This is a genomic window from Chryseobacterium sp. RLHN22 (assembly GCF_051011795.1).
GTDB classification, from domain to species: domain Bacteria; phylum Bacteroidota; class Bacteroidia; order Flavobacteriales; family Weeksellaceae; genus Chryseobacterium; species Chryseobacterium zhengzhouense.
The window spans coordinates 329809-351986 of the sequence record NZ_JBPCHW010000001.1 but is presented as its reverse complement, the minus strand read 5'-3'; the positions used below and the strand labels follow the sequence as shown (position 1 = coordinate 351986).

At 35.5% G+C, this 22178-nt stretch carries 20 protein-coding genes; 6 read left to right on the top strand and 14 right to left on the bottom strand.

Features of this window, described 5'->3' with window-relative positions; all coding sequences use genetic code 11:
• Window positions 1-25 precede the first annotated feature (25 nt).
• From ACR1PN_RS01435 to ACR1PN_RS01415, 5 genes are all read left to right on the top strand, one after another.
• The gene (locus ACR1PN_RS01435) at window positions 26-1189 is read left to right on the top strand and encodes an iron-containing alcohol dehydrogenase (RefSeq protein ID WP_433978566.1); all 1164 of its coding nucleotides are present in this window, start codon (window positions 26-28) and stop codon (window positions 1187-1189) included.
• 183 nt (window positions 1190-1372) lie between these two features.
• Window positions 1373-1831 (top strand): lipocalin family protein, encoded by a 459-nt coding sequence (locus ACR1PN_RS01430; RefSeq protein WP_433978565.1) that lies wholly within the window; start codon window positions 1373-1375, stop codon window positions 1829-1831.
• 63 nt (window positions 1832-1894) lie between these two features.
• Window positions 1895-2554, top strand: coding sequence for a GDSL-type esterase/lipase family protein (locus ACR1PN_RS01425; protein WP_433978564.1), 660 nt, complete (start codon window positions 1895-1897; stop codon window positions 2552-2554).
• Between the two features lie 110 nt (window positions 2555-2664).
• Window positions 2665-3105 (top strand): lipocalin family protein, encoded by a 441-nt coding sequence (locus tag ACR1PN_RS01420; RefSeq protein WP_433978563.1) that lies wholly within the window; start codon window positions 2665-2667, stop codon window positions 3103-3105.
• A 104-nt stretch (window positions 3106-3209) separates the two neighbouring features.
• Window positions 3210-3641: a lipocalin family protein gene (locus tag ACR1PN_RS01415; RefSeq protein WP_378172858.1), complete on the top strand. Its 432-nt coding sequence runs from the start codon at window positions 3210-3212 to the stop codon at window positions 3639-3641.
• Window positions 3642-3677: 36 nt separating this feature from the next.
• Here the strand turns inward: ACR1PN_RS01415 and ACR1PN_RS01410 are convergent, their stop codons facing one another.
• The 4 genes from ACR1PN_RS01410 to pheA all read right to left on the bottom strand — a co-directional run bounded on the left by ACR1PN_RS01410 (window position 3678) and on the right by pheA (window position 8628).
• A complete protein-coding gene (locus ACR1PN_RS01410) occupies window positions 3678-5030 on the bottom strand; it encodes a DEAD/DEAH box helicase (RefSeq protein WP_378172862.1) in 1353 nt (450 codons plus the stop codon).
• Window positions 5031-5294: 264 nt separating this feature from the next.
• Window positions 5295-6944, bottom strand: a complete 1650-nt coding sequence (locus ACR1PN_RS01405) for an ABC1 kinase family protein (RefSeq protein ID WP_433978562.1) — start codon at window positions 6942-6944, stop codon at window positions 5295-5297.
• Window positions 6945-7040: 96 nt separating this feature from the next.
• Window positions 7041-7742 (bottom strand): hypothetical protein, encoded by a 702-nt coding sequence (locus tag ACR1PN_RS01400; RefSeq protein ID WP_433978561.1) that lies wholly within the window; start codon window positions 7740-7742, stop codon window positions 7041-7043.
• 49 nt (window positions 7743-7791) lie between these two features.
• Window positions 7792-8628 carry a prephenate dehydratase gene (gene pheA / locus ACR1PN_RS01395; protein WP_433978560.1) on the bottom strand — a complete coding sequence of 279 codons (837 nt, stop codon included), beginning with the start codon at window positions 8626-8628 and terminating at the stop codon, window positions 7792-7794.
• Between the two features lie 122 nt (window positions 8629-8750).
• Between pheA and ACR1PN_RS01390 the strand changes: the two genes are divergently transcribed.
• Entirely contained in the window at window positions 8751-8966 is a 216-nt protein-coding gene (locus ACR1PN_RS01390; protein WP_433978559.1) for a hypothetical protein, read from the top strand.
• Window positions 8967-9084: 118 nt separating this feature from the next.
• On the opposite strand, the gene guaA is transcribed toward ACR1PN_RS01390, so the two are convergent.
• From guaA to ACR1PN_RS01340, 10 genes are all read right to left on the bottom strand, one after another.
• On the bottom strand, window positions 9085-10614 hold the full coding sequence (gene guaA, locus ACR1PN_RS01385) for a glutamine-hydrolyzing GMP synthase (RefSeq protein ID WP_433978558.1): 1530 nt from the start codon (window positions 10612-10614) through the stop codon (window positions 9085-9087).
• A gap of 301 nt (window positions 10615-10915) precedes the next feature.
• Complete coding sequence (gene purD / locus ACR1PN_RS01380) at window positions 10916-12154, bottom strand: phosphoribosylamine--glycine ligase (RefSeq protein WP_433978557.1); 1239 nt, start codon at window positions 12152-12154, stop codon at window positions 10916-10918.
• An 89-nt stretch (window positions 12155-12243) separates the two neighbouring features.
• Window positions 12244-13761, bottom strand: coding sequence for a bifunctional phosphoribosylaminoimidazolecarboxamide formyltransferase/IMP cyclohydrolase (purH, locus tag ACR1PN_RS01375; RefSeq protein WP_378172888.1), 1518 nt, complete (start codon window positions 13759-13761; stop codon window positions 12244-12246).
• A 433-nt stretch (window positions 13762-14194) separates the two neighbouring features.
• Window positions 14195-14761 carry a phosphoribosylglycinamide formyltransferase gene (gene purN / locus ACR1PN_RS01370; RefSeq protein WP_433978556.1) on the bottom strand — a complete coding sequence of 189 codons (567 nt, stop codon included), beginning with the start codon at window positions 14759-14761 and terminating at the stop codon, window positions 14195-14197.
• 152 nt (window positions 14762-14913) lie between these two features.
• Window positions 14914-15906 (bottom strand): phosphoribosylformylglycinamidine cyclo-ligase, encoded by a 993-nt coding sequence (gene purM, locus ACR1PN_RS01365; protein ID WP_072953104.1) that lies wholly within the window; start codon window positions 15904-15906, stop codon window positions 14914-14916.
• A gap of 273 nt (window positions 15907-16179) precedes the next feature.
• Window positions 16180-16731 (bottom strand): NADPH-dependent FMN reductase, encoded by a 552-nt coding sequence (locus ACR1PN_RS01360; protein WP_072953103.1) that lies wholly within the window; start codon window positions 16729-16731, stop codon window positions 16180-16182.
• Window positions 16732-16925: 194 nt separating this feature from the next.
• Window positions 16926-17654 carry a pirin family protein gene (locus ACR1PN_RS01355; RefSeq protein ID WP_433978555.1) on the bottom strand — a complete coding sequence of 243 codons (729 nt, stop codon included), beginning with the start codon at window positions 17652-17654 and terminating at the stop codon, window positions 16926-16928.
• Between the two features lie 367 nt (window positions 17655-18021).
• The gene (locus tag ACR1PN_RS01350; protein WP_433978554.1) at window positions 18022-19404 is read right to left on the bottom strand and encodes an MFS transporter; all 1383 of its coding nucleotides are present in this window, start codon (window positions 19402-19404) and stop codon (window positions 18022-18024) included.
• A 4-nt stretch (window positions 19405-19408) separates the two neighbouring features.
• On the bottom strand, window positions 19409-19924 hold the full coding sequence (locus ACR1PN_RS01345) for a nuclear transport factor 2 family protein (RefSeq protein WP_433978553.1): 516 nt from the start codon (window positions 19922-19924) through the stop codon (window positions 19409-19411).
• Window positions 19925-20001: 77 nt separating this feature from the next.
• Window positions 20002-21918, bottom strand: a complete 1917-nt coding sequence (locus ACR1PN_RS01340; RefSeq protein WP_433978552.1) for a glycoside hydrolase family 13 protein — start codon at window positions 21916-21918, stop codon at window positions 20002-20004.
• Window positions 21919-22178: the final 260 nt, after the last annotated feature.

Below are 22178 nucleotides of genomic sequence, written 5' to 3'. Positions count from 1 at the left end.
ACCTTTGATAAAAATAAATTAGACAATGCTTAATTTCGAGTTTAAAAATCCGACTAAAATACTTTTCGGTAAAGGTGAAATCGCTAAAATTTCAAACGAAATCCCATCTGATGCAAGAGTTTTGATGATCTATGGCGGTGGAAGCATCAAAAATAATGGCGTTTATGATCAGGTAAAAGAAGCGTTAAAAAATCATCAGTTGTATGAGTTTGGCGGAGTTCCTGCCAATCCGGAATATGAAGTTCTCATCAATGCATTAAGTTTCATTAAAGAAAATAATATCACTTACCTTCTCGCTGTAGGCGGCGGATCTGTGATTGACGGTGTGAAATTTATTTCTGCAGCAGCCAATTACGTTGGAGAGCCTTGGGAAATTTTAAAAAAACCGGTAAGAACTTTTGAGGGTGAAGGTATGCCTTTCGGAACTGTTTTAACTTTACCGGCAACAGGTTCGGAAATGAATTCAGGATATGTGATTTCGAGAAGAGAAACCAATGAAAAATTATCTTCGGGCGGACCGGGACTATTTCCGCAGTTCTCAGTTTTGGATCCGGAAGTTATAAGATCGATTCCAAAAAATCAGATTGCTAACGGAATTGCTGATGCTTATACCCACGTTTTAGAACAGTATATGACTGCGCCATCTTCTGCAGATCTTCAGGAAAGAATTGCTGAAAGTATTTTGGTAAGTCTTCAGAATGCAGCCCCGAAAGTAATGGACGATGAATTTAATTATGATGCTGCTGCTAACTTTATGTGGTGCTGTACCATGGCTTTAAACGGATTGATTCAGAAAGGTGTAATCACCGATTGGGCCGTTCATGCAATGGGACACGAATTGACCGCTTATTATGGAATTGATCATGCAAGAACTTTGGCTGTGATCGCACCATCGCATTACCGCTATAATTTTGAAGCTAAAAAAGGAAAATTAGCACAATATGCGGAAAGAGTCTGGGGAATCACAGATGGAACTGTAGAAGAAAAGGCTGAACAGGGAATCGTAAAACTGGAAGAATTTTTCCACAGCTTAAATATTCAAACAAAACTCTCAGATTATACTCAAGATTTTTCAGGAACCGCAGAACGTGTTGAAAGAGCTTTCACAGAAAGAAACTGGCTTGGTTTAGGTGAATATAGAAAGCTTTCTCCGCAAGATGCCTATAAAATTGTAGAGATGAGTTACTAAAGATAATTTTGTTATCTGATGATTGTTGTCTAAAATATTAAGTTTATCTACAACATTTTGGATTAATTATTTGTCCTAAAACAGAAATTTATCTTTTCTGTAAAATTTAGCTTAAAAAACCTTGATTTCATTACAGATATTACAAATTTATTTATATTTTAGCACATTCTTAAATTTGTGAAAATGAAAAAACACCTACTTTTATTTGCCTTTTCTGCATTAGCATTAACCTCATGTGAGGATGACGACGTTCAAGGATATGAATTGGATATGCTTAAAGGTGAATGGAAAACTGTAAAAACTGAAGTAATTTCCGGAGCTGACAATAAAACGGTTATCACTACCATCACCCCATCCGGTTGTGAAACAAAAAATACAGTGGAATTCAGAACAGATTATTATCTTTCTTACAACGCTTTTACAGGAGTGGGTGCTAACTGTAACAATACAAAAACAGAAGGTACATACAGCTATGACAGCGAAGAAAAACTGCTTGTAACAAAATTTGATAATGATAACGAAAGACCTTACAAAGTAGTTATTTTAAGCAACTCCGAATTGAGAATGATGACCATGAGCGACAACGTCGATCAGGATGGTGACATGAAAATAGATTATACGTACACAACGTACAAAAGATAAACGAAACTCCCGGTAATTCCGGGAGTTTTTTATTACCTTTATTCCGTTAAAAATTTAGAGACAATGAAGAAGATTCTTTCAGTATTCTTACTGATATTCGCATGTACCCTGATGTTATCTCAGGAAAAACAACCCATGTTCTGGCAAGATATTCAGAATTTTAAAAAACTTGATCAGGAAACTACGCCACCAAAGAATTCAATTCTTTTGTTAGGAAGTTCATCATTTACCAAATGGCAGGATGTTTCAGATTACTTCCCGGGTAAAATAATTATCAATAGAGGATTCGGAGGTTCAAGATTAACAGATCTTAATTATTTTTCAGAAGATTTATTAAGTCCTTATCAGCCAAAACAGATTATTGTGTATTGCGGTGAAAATGATTTTGCAGATGATGCCAAATTAAAAGCGGATGTCGTAGTCGACCGGTACAAGACTTTTTATAAAAAAATCCGGCAAAAATTCCCGAATATCCAGGTAGATTATATTTCAATGAAATATTCGCCAAGCAGAGAGCATCTTTGGCCACAAATGAAACAAGCCAACAAGAAGATTGCAAAGTTTATGAAAAAAGAAAAAAATGCTGATTTCATAGACATTACCAAGGTGATGAACGATTCAAACGGAAATATCAGAAAAGACCTTTTCGTGGAAGATATGCTCCACATGACTCCGGAAGGTTACCGACTTTGGACTTCTGTCATGAGTCCTTACATGAAATAAATCAAAAACCTCTTTTAAGCTCCAGATTTACTGGAGTTTTTTCTTTCCTGAAATAAGTAACCCAATTTATTGATAAAAATTCATTACTTTGTGAACCCAAATAGATTATAATGAAAAAACTTTTAGCAATTGCATTTACTACAGGATTATTATTTACTTCTTGTTCTAATGATGATGACGAACAGAATAACGAGTTTTCAATTGTAGGAATATGGCAGCCTTCAAGAGAAATTGTAGTTTCAGGAAGCAACGGAGTAACACTTTCAAACACATCTTATTCAGGATGTTATTCAACAAGTACTTTTGATTTTAAATCAAACAACACTTTGGTTTCAAATATATTTGAATTGAATACCAGCAATAATTGCGTAAGTACAGGTATAGAAACAGTTCCTTATACTTATGATCATGCGGCAAAGAAATTAGTGATTGATGGGGAAAACATTGAAATAGTAAGCCGTACAGTAAATGAAATACAAATTGTGAGTGAGTATGATGACAGAGATAATGACGGTATTGATGATAAAATCATTTTTGTTTTAGCAAGATAATTAAAAAAAACACTTATTCCCGGAAGTATTTTTTAGAAATAAATCTTTCTTGTTTGATATAATAAAAATTCATTTCTTTGTGAACTTTAAAAATTTTAATAACAATGAAAAGAATTTTAGTATTAGCAATAGCTGCAGGTTTCGTTTTCAGCTCTTGTAAAAAAGACGATGACGATCAGAATTTAATTGTAGGAACTTGGAAGGTTAATAAGTTTGTTTATAAATATGGCAGTGGATCTTCTGATACAGAAATTCCTGATGCATGTGAAGCTAAATCGACTGTTGCTTTCAAGGAAGACGGATCTGTTACCAGCAATGATTATTATACAAGTTCAGGAAACTGCGTTTCTGATAATGATAACGGAACGTATTCTTACAACGAATCCGGGAAAACACTTGCAATCAATTTAGGAGATGGTACTGTAAACTTCAGAGTATTAAACCTTACAGGCTCTGAGCTTGCTCTTCAGGGAGAAAATGATGATTATGACGGAGATGGTAAAGATGATGAATACATCGTTTACTTTAAAAGATAAATGCAAAAAAACACTTCCAGAGGGAAGTGTTTTTTCTTATTTCTTTCTTTTAGACTTTGAAATTGCTTTCTGTTGTGCTCTGTTGGCTCCGAATTTCTTAGGAGCTTTTCTTTTGGAAGGTCCGCCCCAGTTTTCTTTTTTGTTTTTGTCTTTTTTCTCATGAAATGCACCACCACCTTCATTCAGTTTTACCTGAACAGGATTTTTCATGACTACATTATCTTCTTCAGCAGCAATTTTCTTAGGATTAATTTTTACGGTTTCAGGGAAATCAACATAAGTTAATTCTTTATCCATTAACAACTCGATATCCAATGCTAAATTTTCTTCTTTCTTCGTTACGAAAGTTATGGCTTTACCGTCTTTATCCGCTCTACCCGTTCTACCGATTCTATGAATATATTGTTCAGGAACTTCAGGCGTTTCAAAATTGATAACGTGTGTGATATCTGAAATATCTAAACCTCTCGCCATTACGTCAGTCGTAATCAAACCTCTTATTTCTTCGTTTTCAAAACGTTTCATCGCCTTTAAACGATAGTTCTGAGATTTGTTTGAATGGATCACATCAAACTGTTCAGGAAAAATTTCATCTATTTTCGTAAATAAAAGATCTGCGTGTTTCTTATTATTGGCAAAAATTAAAACCTTAGACATCTCTTCATTGGTTTTCAACAAATGCTCAAGCAAATTGATTTTGGTGTTGAAATTTTCTACTTTAATTGCTGTCTGCTCGATTTTCTCAAGTGGAGTACCTGATTTAGCCAAAGAAATTTCTACAGGACTTGCGAAATATTCATCCAGCATATCATCAACCGCCTCTGTCATGGTTGCCGAGAAAAGAATATTCTGTCTCTTCTCTTTCATCATTTCAAAAATATGCGTCAACTGGGGTCTGAAACCAAGGTTCAGCATCTCGTCAAACTCATCGATGATCAACTTGTTTACTTCTTTCAGAGAAATCGCATTGTCAATCGCCAAATCCATTACTCTTCCCGGAGTTCCCACTAGAATATCGCAGCCATTATCAAATAAAAGCTTCTGGGTATTGATATTTTTTCCACCATAGATACCAATCACTCTTGCCGTAATATTTTCGGTCAGCTTTTCTACAATTTCAGTTACCTGAACCACCAATTCTCTTGTTGGAACAAGAACAAGAACCGTTGGGTTTCCTGACTTATTATACTTCCAGGTTTTCAAAACGGGTAAAAGATAAGCTAATGTTTTTCCGGTACCGGTTTGTGCAATTCCCATCACATCTCTTCCTGAAAGAATTGGTTTTAAACTTTTTTCCTGAATCGGAGTTGGTTCAAACAAATTTAAATCAGCAAGAACATCGAGAATTTTTTCCTGTAATTCGAAATCTGCAAAAGTGAGTTTTTCCATTTTGCAAAGATAGACAATTTTTATGATGGGTGTTAAGGCTGAATGATGGATGTTGTAAGCGGGAAGTTTTGTCCTACAGGTTTCACTGATTTACACAGATTATCATCTTTTAAATGCATTTAAACAGTAAATTCCGGAACATCTATATTCCAGATTGCTACGAATACACGAATTTTTTCTTTTAAATTATAGAAGATAATTCATGTACTCGTGGCAATTTTTATTTTCAAACATCTGTGAAAACCTGTGCCATTAGTGGGAAATTTATTTTCTTGAAATTCTTAACAAAAGAATAATTACCAATAAAACCGAAAATATAAATCCTAAAATCGCTACCAAAGACATCTCCCAAATTCTCGGACCTGATTCTGATACAAAAACAATAGCTGTTGCAATTATATTTGCACCCAAAACCATCGCTAAAATCAGGTTTACAATACTCGATTTGATTAATTGATTGGTCTTTTCAATATTTTTAATTTCACTTGAAATTGTAAAACTGTTGTCATCCAATTTCTGTAGAACAGAACGTAATTCTTTAGGTATTTCATCCACATTATCCGTAAAAGTCATGACCTTTTCCACTCCTTTTTTCAGGAGTTTTTTAGGACTGATTTTCTTTGTGAACATTTTTTTTGTGTACGGATGAAGACTTTTTACAATGTCCAAATCAGGATTGATGGTTCTTCCAACCCCTTCTATTAAGCCGATTCCTTTAAATAAAAGATAAAAATAATCAGGCATATACAGTCTGTTGTCTTTCAGAACGTCTTTCATTTTGTTGATAATTACGTTCGGATCAATATCTTTCAGAGAAGTACTGTGAACAAAATTGAGAACTTCTTCGACGTCATTTTCAAATCTTCTTTCATCCGGAATTTCATAGCTTACCGCCATTTTCTTCAGATAACGTACAATTTTATTGGAATTTTTAGCTACAAAAGCAACAATGAGACTTTCCAAAATTTCTTTATCATTCGGCTGAATTTTTCCTACTGCGCCAAAGTCTATAAAAACAACTTTTCCATCTTTTTTCACCAAAATATTTCCCGCGTGTGGATCGGCATGGAAAAATCCGTAATCTAAAATCTGAGAAACAAATAACTGTAAACCTCTTTCAGAAATTACAACGGGATCAATACCGTGTTTGAGAAGTTCTTCTTTATCGGTCACTTTTATTCCCTCGATAAATTCCATACACAACACATTGTTGTTTGAAAATTCATCATAAACTTTGGGAACGTAGGTTTCTTTATTGTTCTTAAAATTTAAAGCAAACTGATGGATATTATTTCTTTCATTCACCAAAGAAACTTCCTCCAGCAAAGACTTTTCGAACGTAGAGATAGCCTGTTTTAAATTTAGTTTAGACCCAATTTCAGAATAGGTGGAAATCAGTTTAACCAAATCTTTAATCAGCAGCAAATCATCTTCAATGACTGATAATACATCCGGTTTTTTAATTTTTAAAATAACTTCATCCCCGTTAATCAAAGTAGCTTTGTAAACCTGAGCGATAGAAGCGGTCGCCAAAGGTTTCGGATTGATTTCTAAAAAATGTTCTTTTGGAATAATATTGAATTCATTTTCAAGAATTTCTTCGACATTCATTTCTACAACTTCTACTCTGTCCTGAAGTTTTTGAAGCTCCTGAATGAGTTCCGGCGGAAGCAGATCTTCACGATTGCTGAATGTTTGTCCGAGCTTCACAAAAGTAGGTCCCAGTTCTTCCAAAGCGAGACGAATACGCTCGTACACAGTTCCTTTTGAAATCACTTCATCAGAATCATTCGGTTTCTCATCCGTTTTTTTACCGCCATTCATTCTTGCCAGTAAATCTTTGAAACCGTATTTACTTAAAACTGAGATTAGTTTTGCTGATCTTTTGAGTTTTCGCTGCTGCTTGTCAAACATTTTTTTACTATAAGGATAAGTTGAACGGCAAAATACGCTCAAAAATCATTCCTATTGAAGTTTTTAACATTAGAATTGTGATATTTAAATTAAATTTTAAATCACTTTAAGTACCGTAAGAAATAAAATCAAAGCTTGCCATCCTAAAATCAGATAGAAAAACAATCGGCTTGGTTCGGAAATGTCTTTTAACTTATCAATGATCTTATTCTTTACAATCTCAGTAAAACTTACATTTTCGTCTTTAAAATCAATTTCATCAAGCTCCACTTTTTTAAAACCATAAGCAATGATTTTTTTAAACCATTTGTTTTCTTTAGAATCTCTTATTTCCTGTAAAACTTTAAGCTGAAGTTTGGTTTTATCAACCCCGCTTTGCATTAGTTGTGGCTGATTTGTTTTTATTTTATTTAAAATTCTGTCAATAATCGGAAAAAGCAGCTGTTCACCTTTATCGGAAATTAATCTGTTGATTGTACGAAACATGACATATTTGTTTCCTAATGTAAAAAGAAGAAACGGAGCTCCCAAAATACTCAAAACCGTCAATCCGAAAGAAATAGGTCTTGCCAAAAACAACACCACAATGGCTGCTTCACCATTTGTATGAACAGGACCGCCACCATTATTAAAAGTTTGACTTACAATCACAACTATTGTAATAATACATAAAACAGCAATTGAAACCTGGCCAATTAAATTGATTTTTAAGAAACTAAGCGTTGCACGACTCAAAAGCTTGGCAACGTATTTAAATTCGTCAGTAATGGTGTTTTTTGATTTTAATTTGTCTATCATCTGTGAAAATTTAGAGGATGTAAATTACACAAATTTTAATAATTAAAATCTACTCTACAAAAATATATTCACTGTAATGCCCTAAAAATTTTACATTTGCTTTCAACGCCACCAATTCATCAATAGCATTCTGTGAAAGAATCGGATGCCATTCGCTGTCGACATTGATGAAGAAAAAATAATTTCCCAAGCCTGTTTTCAGAGTGCGGCTTTCTATTTTTGAAAGGTTCATTTTACGCCATGCAAATACGGAAAGCACCTGATGAAGACCTCCTGCATGATCTTCAGGAAGCGTAATGATAAGAGATGTTTTTTCTGAGCTCTTCTGTAAGGGAAGATTTAAACTTTCTTTGCTCTTAGATAGAACCACAAACTTGGTATGATTCTGTTCAAAATCCTGAATATTTTCATGAATGATCTTTAAACCATATAATTTAGCGGCAGAACGATTGGCTACAGCCGCCCACTTTTCATTTGGATTTTCAGATACCAGTTTAGCAGAAGCAGCAGTAGAATTAAAATCCTGCGATGGAATTCCCTGATAATTTTCGTGTCTGAAATGATAAGTTTGTGCCAATGCCTGTGGATGAGAAATGATTTTTTCAACTATTGAATTTTCAGGATGTATCATCAAATGATGAGCAATAGGCATCACCAGTTCCGTTTCTATAAAAACATCGAAATTATAGAGATAATCCAACGTCATAGAAACCGTTCCTTCTATTGAATTTTCAAGGGGTACAACGGCTTTATCCAACTCATTATTCATTACGGCATTAAAACAATCCAAAATACTGGATTGCGGTATTAATTCTTCTTCCGGAAATATCTGTGAAGCCGCCAACTGCGTAAAACTTGCCTGCGGACCGAGAAATGCTATCTTCATGGAGCAAATGTAGAAAATATAATTACAAATTGATACTATTCTAAATTTGTATTAATTTTTAAATCGTATTTTTATAAATTAAAATTCTTTCCTGAAACCATTAATCAAAAATTATTTTAGAAATGGCAATAATTTTTTTAAACCAAAGCGAATGCACTATTTGCAATCAAACTTTAAATAAAGGAGAAGATATTGTGTCATTTCCTCCCATGTTAAAAGATAATAAATTTTATATTTTTAATGATTCAGGATTTCATCATGCTTGTTTAGAAAAATTTTCATTAGGAAGAGAAGCATTAAAATATTTAAAAGAACTTTATCTCTCAAAAAACAATTAACGAATATTTATACTTAGTATAATATTCTATGGAAAATGACTTTACTAGCCTAATATTGTTCTCAAATAAAAAAATCCCACCAAAAGGCAGGATTTAGATCTAAAATTTCAAGTTAAAATTATTCCCATTCAATCGTTGCAGGTGGTTTGCTCGAAATATCATACGCTACTCTGTTGATTCCTCTAACTTCATTGATGATTCTGCTCGAAACAGTATCTAAAAACTCGTAAGGAAGCCTGCTCCAGGTTGCCGTCATGAAGTCAATTGTATTTGCCGAACGAACTACCGCTGTGTATTCGTAAGTTCTTTCGTCGCCCATTACTCCAACAGATTTTACAGGAAGAAGAACCACAAAAGCCTGAGAAACTTTCTCATACAAATCGTTTTTGTACAATTCTTCAATGAAAATATCATCAGCTTCTTGTAAGATTCTCACTTTTTCAGCGTCGACAGCTCCTAAAATTCTGATTCCCAAACCAGGACCAGGGAAAGGATGTCTGTGTACCAAGTGATGAGGAATTCCCAATTCTTCTCCTACTTTTCTTACTTCATCTTTGAATAATTCTCTCAAAGGCTCCAACAATTCAAATTCCATTTCTTCCGGAAGTCCGCCAACATTGTGGTGAGATTTGATCACCGCAGAAGGTCCGTTTACAGACTGACTTTCGATTACGTCAGGATAAATGGTTCCCTGAGCTAAGAATTTAGCGCCTTCAATTTTATGAGATTCTTCATCAAAAACGTGGATGAATTCGTTTCCGATGATTTTTCTTTTTGCTTCCGGATCGTCAACTCCCGCTAATTTTGATAAAAATCTTTCAGAAGCATCAACCAATTTAATGTTCATATGGAAATGCTCCCCATAATTGTCCATTACTTTTTTGCCTTCGTCTTTTCTCAACAAACCTGTATCTACGAAAATACAAGTCAGTTGATCCCCAATTGCTCTGTGAATCAAAACCGCTGCAACAGAAGAATCTACCCCTCCTGAAAGTCCAAGGATCACTTTTTGGTCACCTACTCTTTCACGGATTTCTGCAACTGTTTTATCAATATAGTTTGTCAGTTTCCAGTTTTTTTCTGCATTACAGATTCCAAAAACGAAATTTTCCAACATTTTTCCACCTTCCTCTGTGTGAGAAACTTCCGGGTGGAACTGTACGCAGAAGATTTTCTTCTCTTCATTCGACATGGAAGCGATAACTCCAGAGGTTGCATTTAATTCAAAACCTGCAGGCAATTGTCCCACTTCATCAAAGTGGCTCATCCAAACGACAGAATTGTTCGTAACCCCTTTTAATAAAGAAGATTCTTTTACGATTTCCAAATGTGCCTTTCCGTATTCACCTTTTACTCCTTTATGAACTTTTCCGCCTAAAAGGTGTGCTGTTAATTGCATTCCGTAGCAAATTCCCAATACAGGAATTCCTTGTTCATACAATTCTTTTTCAACCAAATGAGCGTTTTCTGCGTTGACAGAACTTGGTCCGCCAGAAAGGATAATTCCTCTCGGCTGTTTTTCTAAAATCGTTTTTAATGGTGTATTGAAAGGTAAAATTTCAGAATATACACCCATCTCACGGATTCTTCTTCCGATAAGCTGGTTGTATTGTGATCCGAAATCTAATATGATAATACCGTTGTTCATTTTTATAATTGATAAATGATGATTGATAAATGATGAGTTTTTAATTGTTTTAATCTTTTAAAAGAGTGTTTGTCATTCCGTAGGAATTTTTACTGCAATGATAAAAATTTAAATAGCTTAGATTCCTACGGAATGACAAAAATTGGTTTTATCCTAAATTAAAATTAACTAAATATTTTAAGTTTTGGCTAAAGCCAAATTTCTCTTTTATATTATTTAATCGGGCTAAAGCCCGATCCTATTGAATAAATCGTTACAAAAAAAGACCTGGATTTCTCCAAATCTTTTTTCATTATTTATCTTAAAACTTTCCGATGTCTTCTCTGTAGAAGCCGTAATCGAAATGTACATGACTTGCATCTTCATACACTTTTTTACGAGCATCGTCGTAAGTAGCTCCTGTTGCAACGATATTTAAAACTCTACCACCGTTTGAAACCACTCTGTCAGCTTTTTTAATAGCTCCTGCATATAAAAGCTGACTGTGTCTTACTTTATCTTCTCCAGTAATTTCAAAACCGGTTTCGATATTTCTAGGGTAACCTCCTGAACACATTACCAGACACACTGCTTTTTCGTCTTTAAATTTAAGTTCGATATCTTTTCCGCTCATACAGTCGTTGATAACGTCTAACAGATTATTTTCCATCAACGCCATCAAAACCTGAGTTTCAGGATCACCGAATCTCATGTTGTATTCTAAAAGATACGTTCCTTTTTTAGTAATCATCAACCCGAAGAAAATGATTCCTTTGAAACTGAATCCTTCAGCTTTCAGACCTGTTACAGTAGGTTCCAAAATGTTTTTTTCGAAATCAGCGTAATGTTCCGCAGTAAACTCAGGACTTGGAGCTACTGAACCCATACCACCTGTATTCGGGCCTGTGTCACCGTTACCAACTTTCTTGTAATCTTTTGCAGCAATACACGGGAACAATTTTTCACCGTTTGAGAATGCAATAATGGATGCTTCAAAACCTTCAAGATATTCTTCAATAACCAAACGGATTCCTGCATCACCATAGATTCTTCTGATCATGAAATCGTGTACCGTTGCTTCTGCTTCTTCCAAAGTTTCGCAGATGACAACTCCTTTTCCACCAGCAAGCCCGCTTGCTTTGATTACCAAAGGGTATTCCTGAGTCTGAATATATTCCTTAGCTTCAGGATAAGAATCGAAAACTACAGCTTTAGCCGTTTTAATATCATAGGTTTGCATAAATTTCTTAGAGAAAGCCTTACTTCCTTCAAGACTTGCCACTTTCTGGTTGGGTCCGAAAACTTTAAGATCATGTTTCTTAAATTCGTCTTTTAAGCCTGCTACAAGCGGAGCTTCGGGGCCTACAATGGTAAGATCCACCTTTTCCTTGATTGCAAAATCTCTAAGTTCTTTAATCTCTGATAAATGGACATTTTTTCCAATCTTGTCGGTGGTAGCGTTTCCGTTAGCAAAAAACATATGACTCACTCTTGAATCTTTCTGAAGTTTCGCTGCCAAAGCAGATTCTCTTCCACCCTCACCTATGATTAATATTCTCATACTTTATTTATTATCTAGTCTAACTCTACAAATATATAATTTTGAATGCTATAAATACAATCTCAAATTATTTTTTAATTCTATTTTAATTAATGGAAAAAATGTCTAACCCCGGTAAACATCATCGGGATTTTGTGCTCATTCGCTGCTTCGATGCTGTCCTGGTCTTTTACACTTCCTCCCGGCTGAATAATTGCCGTAATACCTTCCTGAGCGCAGAAATCTACCACATCACGGAAAGGGAAAAACGCATCAGAAGCCAAAACCAAGTCTCCTGTGAATTTCTCTTTTGCTCTTTCGATCGCCTGTTGAGTAGCCCAAATTCTATTCACTTGTCCGCCTCCGATTCCGAAAGCCTGAATTCCGTTGGAAACTACAATTGCATTAGATTTTACATATTTTACTACTCTTTGAGAGAATAATAATGCTTTTTTCTGCTCTTCTGTAGGCTGAGTTTCAGTAACCACTTTAATATCATCTGAGAAGATGCTGTCGTTGTCCTGAACTAATATTCCGCCATCGACTTTTACCCAAGTCTGTTTGTCAGAAACAGGGTTTACGATTTTTATAATTCTTAAATTTTTCTTCTTTCTTAAAATTTCCAAAGCTTCCTCATCAAATTCAGGAGCCATAACGATTTCAAGGAAAGTTTTGTTTAATTCTTCTGCTGTTGCTGCATCGATTTTGTAGTTCATTGCAACAATTCCGCCAAAGATGGAAACCGGATCACACTCGAAAGTTTTCTGATAAGTTTCCAAAGCTGAAGTTCCGATCGCAACGCCACAAGGTGTAGAATGCTTCACTGCACAACAAGCCATTTCTTCCTTGAATTCCGTTACTACTTTCCAACAAAGATCCATATCACGAAGGTTGTTGAAAGACAATTCTTTACCTCCCAATTGTTCGAAATCTTTCATTGCCCCGTTTTCGAAAGTAGAAACGTAATAAGCTGCCGTCTGATGTGGGTTTTCACCATATCTAAGGTCAGAAACTTTTTTGTAAGAAGCATTTAAATAAGTTGGATATTCCTCATCTAAAAGCATTCTTGAAATCGCAGCATCATAAGCAGAAGTAAGGTTGAATACTTTTCCTGCCAATCTTTTACGGGTTTCGATATAAGTGTCACCGTTTTGCTCCATTTCGATTTTTACTGCTGCGTAATCTTCAACATCAGTAATTACTGTTACAGAATCAAAGTTTTTCGCTGCAGAACGAAGCATTGAAGGACCTCCGATATCAATGAATTCTACCTTTTCGTGAAGAGAAATGTCTTTGTTTACATTTTCAAAGAAAGGATAAAGATTCACGATTACCATGTCAATCAGTCCAATTCCGTGCTCCTGAACGGTTTTCATGTGTTCTTCGTTAGAACGAACTGCCAACAATCCACCGTGAACTTTTGGGTGTAATGTTTTCACTCTTCCGTCCAACATCTCAGGGAAATTGGTAACCTCATCAATCTGAATTGGATTTAAACCAGCGTCTTTCAAATGTTTGAATGTCCCTCCTGTAGAAATCAATTCATAGTTTTGGGCTTCCAAAAACTGTGCGAATTCAATTAACCCGCTTTTGTCAGAAACACTGATTAAAACTCTCTTTTTGCTCATTTTACTTTCGATTTTTTGTAATAATTTTTCATGATTAATAAACCAATTCTATAGGATTTTCATCCTATCCTGATTTAAATCGTCCCTTCGGGACTCTTTTTAATCAAAAACTTTTTACTTTAAATTTTTACTTTTTACAGTTATTTCAAACTGTAGACCGGGTCTTTCACCTCCGATCTTACTTTATTTTTACTTAGATTTTTCTTGGTTTTCGAAATAATTAAATCTAAATGTGTTTTGTTAATTATTATTTTAACGCAAAAGGCGCTAAGTTTTTTTTTCAATTTCTTACTGAATATTTTTCGTTCGCAAAGGCGTTTCACTCAGCAAAGGGTGGATGTTATTAATATCTTTTTAGCCACCCCGTCAAAAATTCTTTGAATTTTTGCCACCCCTCCAAAGGAAGGTACTTTTTGTATTGCTAATAATTGTTTTAATTATTATTCAATACTTGGTTTATTGCGATTGGGAAAATTTCATATTCAATTAAATGAACTTTTTCCGCAACGGTTTCGGAAGTATCGCTTTCTGTGACTTCGAATGATTTCTGAAGAATAGCTTCTCCTTCATCAATTCCCGGAGTTACAAAGTGAACGGTTGCTCCGCTTTCTTTTTCTTTTGCTTCAATTACCGCGTTATGAACATGATGTCCCCACATTCCTTTTCCTCCGAATTTTGGAAGCAATGCCGGGTGAATATTGATTATTTTCCCGACCCAATTTTCACAAAACTCAGGTTTTAGAATGGATAAAAATCCTGCCAATACGATTAAATCTGTATTTTCCGGGATGATTTTCGCCAATTCGCTACTGAAGTTTTTTCCTCTCGGAATCAAAACGTTGTCGATGTTATGATTTTTTGCTCTTTCAAGTCCGTAACATTCTCTGTCTGCAACGACCAAAGATATTTTTGCATTCTGGATTTCTCCGTTATCAATGGTATCAATGATTCGCTGAAGGTTTGTTCCTGAACCTGAAACGAGTATAACTAAGTTTTTCATTTTATTTTGTGAGCCTTGTCAAGGTTTGAAACCTTGACAAGGCTTTCTAAGTTATTAACTGGCCCCGATTGCAGCGGCATCCTTTTTTGTTGGGGCCGGAGCGAAGCGGAGGCCGTAACAAAAAAGATATAGCGGAAAGCGGGATTAAGCTCCTAAAATTTTAAATCTATTTTTTCGCTTCCTTCTGTGATTTCTCCGATTTCGTAAGCATCGTCCAAAAGGTGCAAAACTTTTTCTGCATGTTCTGCATCTACAACCACGATCATTCCAACACCCATGTTGAAAGTTCCGAACATCTCTTCACGAGCTACTCCACCTCTTTTTTCCAACTCCAGCATAATGCTTGGAATCTGGATTTTTGAAGCATCGATTGTTGCGCAAAGTCCGTCACCGATAATTCTTGGAATGTTTTCGTACAATCCACCACCTGTAATGTGAGCGATACCGCAAACTTTAACTTCTTCAAGAACTTTGTGAATATCTTTATAATATAGTCTTGTAGGAACCAAAAGTGTCTCGTACAAAGGTTTTCCTTCGAATTCTTCGTTAAAATCCGGGAACACTTTTCTTACCAAAGAGAATCCGTTTGAGTGGAAACCTGAACTTGGAAGAGCGATAATTTTATTACCTGCTTTGATTCCTGAACCGTCAATAATCTGGTCTTTTTCTACAATTCCTACGCAGAATCCTGCAACATCATAATCTCCAGGCTGATACATTCCCGGCATTTCGGCAGTCTCACCACCAATTAATGCACAGTTGTTGTCTTTACAAGCTTCTACCATTCCTAAAACGATTTCGGCAGCGATCTCGGAATCTAATTTTCCACAAGCTAAATAATCAAGGAAAAATAATGGTTTTGCACCGTGGCAAAGAATATCGTTTGCACACATTGCAAAACAGTCTACCCCGATAGAATCGTATTTTTTTGAGTCTAAAGCTACTTTAAGCTTCGTTCCCACACCATCTGTTCCGGAAACCAAAACAGGATTTTTGTATCCTCCGATTTCGTAGAAAGCCCCAAAACTTCCCAAATGATTCAATACATTGGAATTGTGAGTTTCGCCCACCGCTTTCTTGATCTTATCAACGGTTTTGTATCCCTCTTCTTTGTCTACTCCTGCTGATTTGTACGTGTTGCTCATGTTTTATTTAGATTTTTAGATACTAGATTTCAGATTACAGACTATTTGTCAATCTCATATCTGGTATCTGATGTCTCTTATCTTTATATTACTTTTATTCAAATTCAGAAAACAAAAAAGCCGACAATCTTGGTAGATTATCGGCCGTTGTTTTATCTCAGAATTTCAGAGTCCACAATATTCCCTTTCTTGGAGAAACATTCTTTAAAAGTGGTCTGAATTTTCATCTTTTTTCTTTTTGCAAAGATATTAATTTTATATTAATTTTCAAATCTATTTTTCAAGGATAGATTCAACGGCAGAAATTTTCTGAATTTTTTCTTTTAACTCACTGTCTTTCTCCTCGTTAGAAATCTTTCCAGCTTCTTTATCGAAATTATCATTAAAGAAAGGAAGGGTAAAAGTTTCAACTATATTTCCGCCGTGAAGAGGAAAACGCTTCGTTGCAGCTTCCAAAACACCTAATCCGCCTCTTGCTCCCGGAGCAGTTGCCATCAATAACATCGGCTTCTCATTCCATACTGCTCTGTCTTTGATTCTTGAAGTCCAGTCGAACACATTTTTGAATGCCGTAGAGTATGTCCCGTTATGCTCAGACAAAGAAATTAAAAGTAGATCTGCTGCATCGATTTTTTCTGCAAAGTTTTTTGCTTCCTGTGGAACTCCGCTTTCTACTTCTCTCTGGTGTTTGTAGATCGGCATTTCAAAATCGTTCATGTCTACGATTTCTACTTCTGCGTTTTCTATTAATGAAGCCGCGTAAGAAACTAATAATTTATTGATTGATGTCTCGGAATTGCTTCCTGCTACTGCTAAAATTTTCATTTATTTTTAATTTTTTCGTTTAAAATTATTTTTGTTGAATCACTTCGTGGTTCGTTGATTTTGGGTATTTTTTTCCATGGGTTTCACCCACGGCTATTTGTATTGAAGCACTTCGTGGTTCTCTAACTGAAATCATTTCATTTATTGTTGTAATTCCTGCAATGATATCAATTTGACACTGCAAAATTAACTGTTTATTTCAAATAATCGGGCAATTCCATTGGAACTTCCATTAAAAGGATTTCTGTGTCTTCTGTTGCTTCGATGTTGAAACTTTGGGTATCCCAGATTCCTAAACCGTCTCTTTCGTTCAGAATTCTGTCGCCCACTTTAGCGCTACCTTTTAATACAAAAGCGTAAACACCGTTTCCTTTTTTATTCAACGTATAGTTTTTGCCATTTCCCTTAGTAAAATTAGCCAAATTAAACCATGCATCCTGATGAATCCAAACCCCATCATCATTTTTATTAGGTGATAAAATCTGCTGAAATCCATTGATTTTTTCACCTTCTTTGATACTTTTTTGATCATATCTCGGTTCAACATTTTCTTCTTTCGGGAAAACCCAGATTTGTAAGAATTTTACTTCTTCGTCTTTATTTTTGTTGTATTCGCTGTGCATTACACCAGTTCCGGCACTCATTACCTGAATTTCTCCTTTTCTGATTACGGCAGTCGTTCCCATAGAATCTTTATGTTCCAGATCACCTTCCAAAGGAATAGAAATGATTTCCATGTTTTTGTGCGGATGCGTTCCGAAACCCATTCCTTGGGAAACGGTATCGTCATTTAAAACTCTCAAAACCCCGAAATGTGTTCTGTCGCGGTTTTGATAATTGGCAAAACTGAATGTATGGTAAGAATTCAGCCAACCGTGATTGGCGTGACCTCTTGAATCTGCTTTATGGTAAACTGTTTTCATAACTGATAATTGTTAATTGATTAATCATTTTTACTTAAGCAAAGTTCAGCAAAAATTAGTTTTAAGATGTTGATGTAAGGTAAGAAGTGATTTCGGATAAACGGTAAGAGATGAAAGGTAAATCGTCAATTTTATCGGAAGTGAATTTTGGTGAGGTCATTACATATAGCCTAAGATGAAGCTTTACGACTGAGAAAGAGTTTAGCTTTTCAGTAGTAAGCTTTGGCTAAAGCCAGACCTTACCGCAGAATAGTAAAGCGGACTAAAGTCCGCTCCTATTGATATGTATGTATGATTAAGATTTATATTGATACAGATTTTGAATCTTAAATTTTGAATCTTGAATCTCAAACTTCAAATCTCAAATTCAAAAGTGTACCTGTTGAATTTCCTCTTCAATTTCTTTTGGAGTATTGTTTTCAGATTTAATAAAAATCATTGTTAAAACAGCTCCCAGCAACATACAGATTCCACCTACAACTATATAATCGATTGCCATTTTTCCAAAGATTCCGCTTACAATCGGACCTCCGAAAATACCGTTAAGAATTTGCGGAATCACAATAAAAAAATTGAAAATTCCCATGTAAACTCCCATTTTCTTTTGCGGAATAGAATCGATCAGCATCGCATACGGCATCGCCAGAATACTTGCCCACGCAAATCCTAAACCGACCATAGAAATCCAAAGACTGTTGACATCTTTTATGAAGTACATTGAAATTAAACCTAATCCACCACAAGCCAAAGCTAAAGCATGAGTCTGCTTTTTTCCGATAAATCTGGCGATAGGAGTTAGAGCAAAGGCAAAGAAAATGGCGTAAAAATTATAACTCCCGAATAAGCTTCCCGTTAAATCTCCGGCTTTATTAAATTCTGCAGAATGAGTATCATTTGGAGAAAGTCCGAAATGATGGGTTGCCAAAGCACTTGTCGTGAAAACCCACATGGTAAACAGTGCAAACCATGAAAAAAACTGAACGATTCCCAGTTTCTTCATCTGTGAAGGAATATTTCCGAAATCTTTGAAGATATCTGAAAATTTTGGTGACTGTTTTACCTCATCATGATCATCTTCAAAAGACGAAAATTCCTCGGGTGAGTATTCTTTGGTTGTTATAATGGTATATAAAATCGAAACAATTAAAACCGCCGCCCCAATGTAAAAAGAATAAATGACATTGTCTGCCACAAAACCTTTTTGAGCGACATTTGAAATACCCCAATTCGTTAACCAGTTGGGTAAATCCGAACCGATTACTGCCCCGATTCCGATCAAAATCGTCTGCACAGAAAACCCTATTGTCGCCTGGTGTTTCGGCAGCATATCTCCTACCAAAGCACGAAACGGCTCCATCGCTACATTGATTGAAGCATCCATCATTGCTAAAAATATCACGGCCAATAACAGAACATTGGCCGCCATCATCTGTGTTGCAGAAGCGGCATTGGGAAGCATGACCAAACCGACGGCGCACAAAACTGCGCCTATTAAAAAATAAGGTTTCCTTCTTCCAAACGGGCTCCATGTATTATCGCCCATGTGACCGATAATCGGCTGGACAATCAATCCCGTAATGGGAGCGACAAGCCAGAACCATGACAATTCATGAACATCGGCACCGAAATTAGCCAGAATTCTACTTGCATTTCCGTTTTGCAAACCAAAAGCCATCTGGATCCCCAAAAATCCCATGCTCATGTTGATGATCTGTAGCATGGATAAGTTCGGTTTTATTTTTTTCGCCATACGCCTATTTCTTTTTTAATTGTTGAATTAAAGCATCCTCAATCGGTGCTTTTTCTGCCACTACTTTGTCTACAACATCATTTGGAACCGTTACAGAAAGTACATATTGCTTTACTTTCCATTCTCCTTTGATTTTTTCAACCACTCCAGAACCACGGCAGATTTTCATTTGGGTATCTAATAATTCATCGAACCAAGCCAATTTTTCATCTTTGCTGAAATAGATATTTCTTTTTAGAGAGGTAAAATTCCAGGTTTTCTTTTTATCAAAATAGGGTTTTGCCCAAACCATGAATTGTTTTTTGTCCCAAACTTCGGTTGCATCTGTTCCAATAAAAGTGGATTCGTCGGCGAAATAGTTGAAATACGTTGTGAAATCAGCTTTTGCAGCCGCCACGTTGAAACCATCGAGCATGGTGCCAATATCTGTTCTTTCTTTATCAAATTTTGATTGAGCTGAAAGAGTCGTTAAACCGAATACTAAAAAGAAAATTGTAAAGATTATTGTTGTTTTTTTCATGTTTAATTTTATTTTTAGCGCAAAAGGGCGCAAAGTTTTGTATCAAATTCAATGATCATAAGGATTTTATTAAGAAACTATTGATTTAAATTTTTGTTCAATTTTCTATTAGGCAAAATATTCACTTCTCCTAAATCCCTTTTTAATTCTAAGATTAATGATGATTTTGGAGGAATTTTTAAGCTTTTATCTAAAACAATTTCACTTTCGGAAATAACATCTATCCCAGAATAAAACCCTTTCAACGATTCATCAAAATGATTCAAGTCTAAAGTTTCCTCTTTCTCACTGTTATTCAGAACCACCATCACACTTTCATTTTCATTGTATCTAAAATACACAAAAACATTATTCCGGGGAACGAAATTTTTAGTTTTTCCGGTGTGGATGACTTCTTTTCCTTTTCTCCAGTTCAGTAATTTTTGCGTGAATTGATAAAACTCTTTTTGATCAAGTGTTTGTGTTGAAGGATTAAAAGCATTTACCTTGTCCGATTTCCAGCCACCCGGAAAATCTCTTCGGATATCCGCATCGCCACCTTTATTTTTGTCGCCACGCATTCCAACCTCGGAGCCATAGTAAATTTGAGGAATTCCGCGAACGGTTGAAATTAATGTTAAACCTAATTTATATGCCTTTGGATCATCATTAAAAATTTCATTCCATCTTTCTGTATCGTGATTTTCAAAAAAAACCATCACGTTATTAATGTCGGGATACAAAAAATCGCTTGACAAACTGTTGTAAATTCTATTCATTCCACTGTCCCAGCCTTCTTTTTCTTTAATTGCCTTAGGCATATCTCCATACAGCATAAAATCCATCACAGACGGAAGATTAGAGTTGTAATTTGCCGCTTCTCCCGTTTTGGAGTCCTTTTGCCACGCCGAAATTTGTCCGGCAGTGTTCAACCAGGTTTCCCCGACAATATTAAATTTAGGATATTCATTGGTAATTGCCTTCGCCCATTTTGCCATCGCCTCTTTATCGTTATACGGATACGTATCAACACGGAAGCCTCCCAATTCAGCGTATTCTATCCACCAGATTGCATTTTGCGTTAAATATTTCAGAACCAGCGGGTTTTTCTGATTGATGTCGGGCATCGTGGTATCAAACCAGCCATCCAGCGCAGATCTCTTATCAATTTCAGAAGCATTGGTATCGAATTGAGTGGTTGTTTTGTAATTGGAACGCTTAAAGCCATTTTCACCACCGTTAAACCAGTGAATCCAGTCTTTGGTCGGAAGATCTTTAATCATCCAATGTGAAATTCCCCAGTGATTGGTTACATAATCCATCACCAGTTTCATATTTCTTTGGTTTAATTTTTGGGAAAGTTCCCTATATTCTTCGTTGGTTCCGTAGCGCTCATCAATTTTATATAAATCTGTCTGAGCATAACCGTGATACGAATAGACTTTTTCGTTATCTTCATTCACCGGAGTCAACCAGACTGCCGTTGCGCCAAGGTTTTGAATATAATCTAAATTGTTGATAATTCCTCGCAAATCTCCGCCATGACGTCCGTTGGGAAGACTTCTGTTCGCTTTTTCAGTTAAATTCAGACTGGAATCATTTTTTTCATCTCCATTCGCAAAACGATCAGGCATTATCAGATACATCACGTCTTTTGAGGTAAACGATTCTCTGTTCGCAGAATTTGGGTTTCTCTGTTTTAATTCATAAACATAAGACCCTATATTTTTCCTGCCTTTTTTAATATTGATTTTGAATTTCGGAACGTTGATTTCATTGGTATTCACCGTTACAAAAACATAGTTCGGATTTTCAACTTTCTGAATATCTTTGATCTGAACTCCGTCCGAAAGCTCAATTTCATTATTCGCAATATCTTTTCCGTAGACCAGAATCTGAAGTTCAGGATTTTTCATTCCTTTCCACCAAAAACCGGGTTCTACTTTATCCAGAGGCTTCTGTGAGAAAGCGATGACTGCTGCTGACAGAGCGATGATGGTGTATAATTTTTTCATTTTTAATATTAATTAAAGACAATATTTTGAGTCGCTATCAATTTTATCCTTTTATTTCTTTGGTTTTAATCTATTTTTCCGACTTCCGTTTTCCGGAACTTTGATGTCATCCTGGTGATTCAAAAGAACAGTCTTTTTTATTCTCTACTTTCGATTTTCCCGTCACATAATTCTCTGAATATTCAAGCATATTGTTACGGCAGTTTTAATCAAATTTACATTATCTTTTTGAACTGTCCCTAATTTTCAGGTTTCAATAC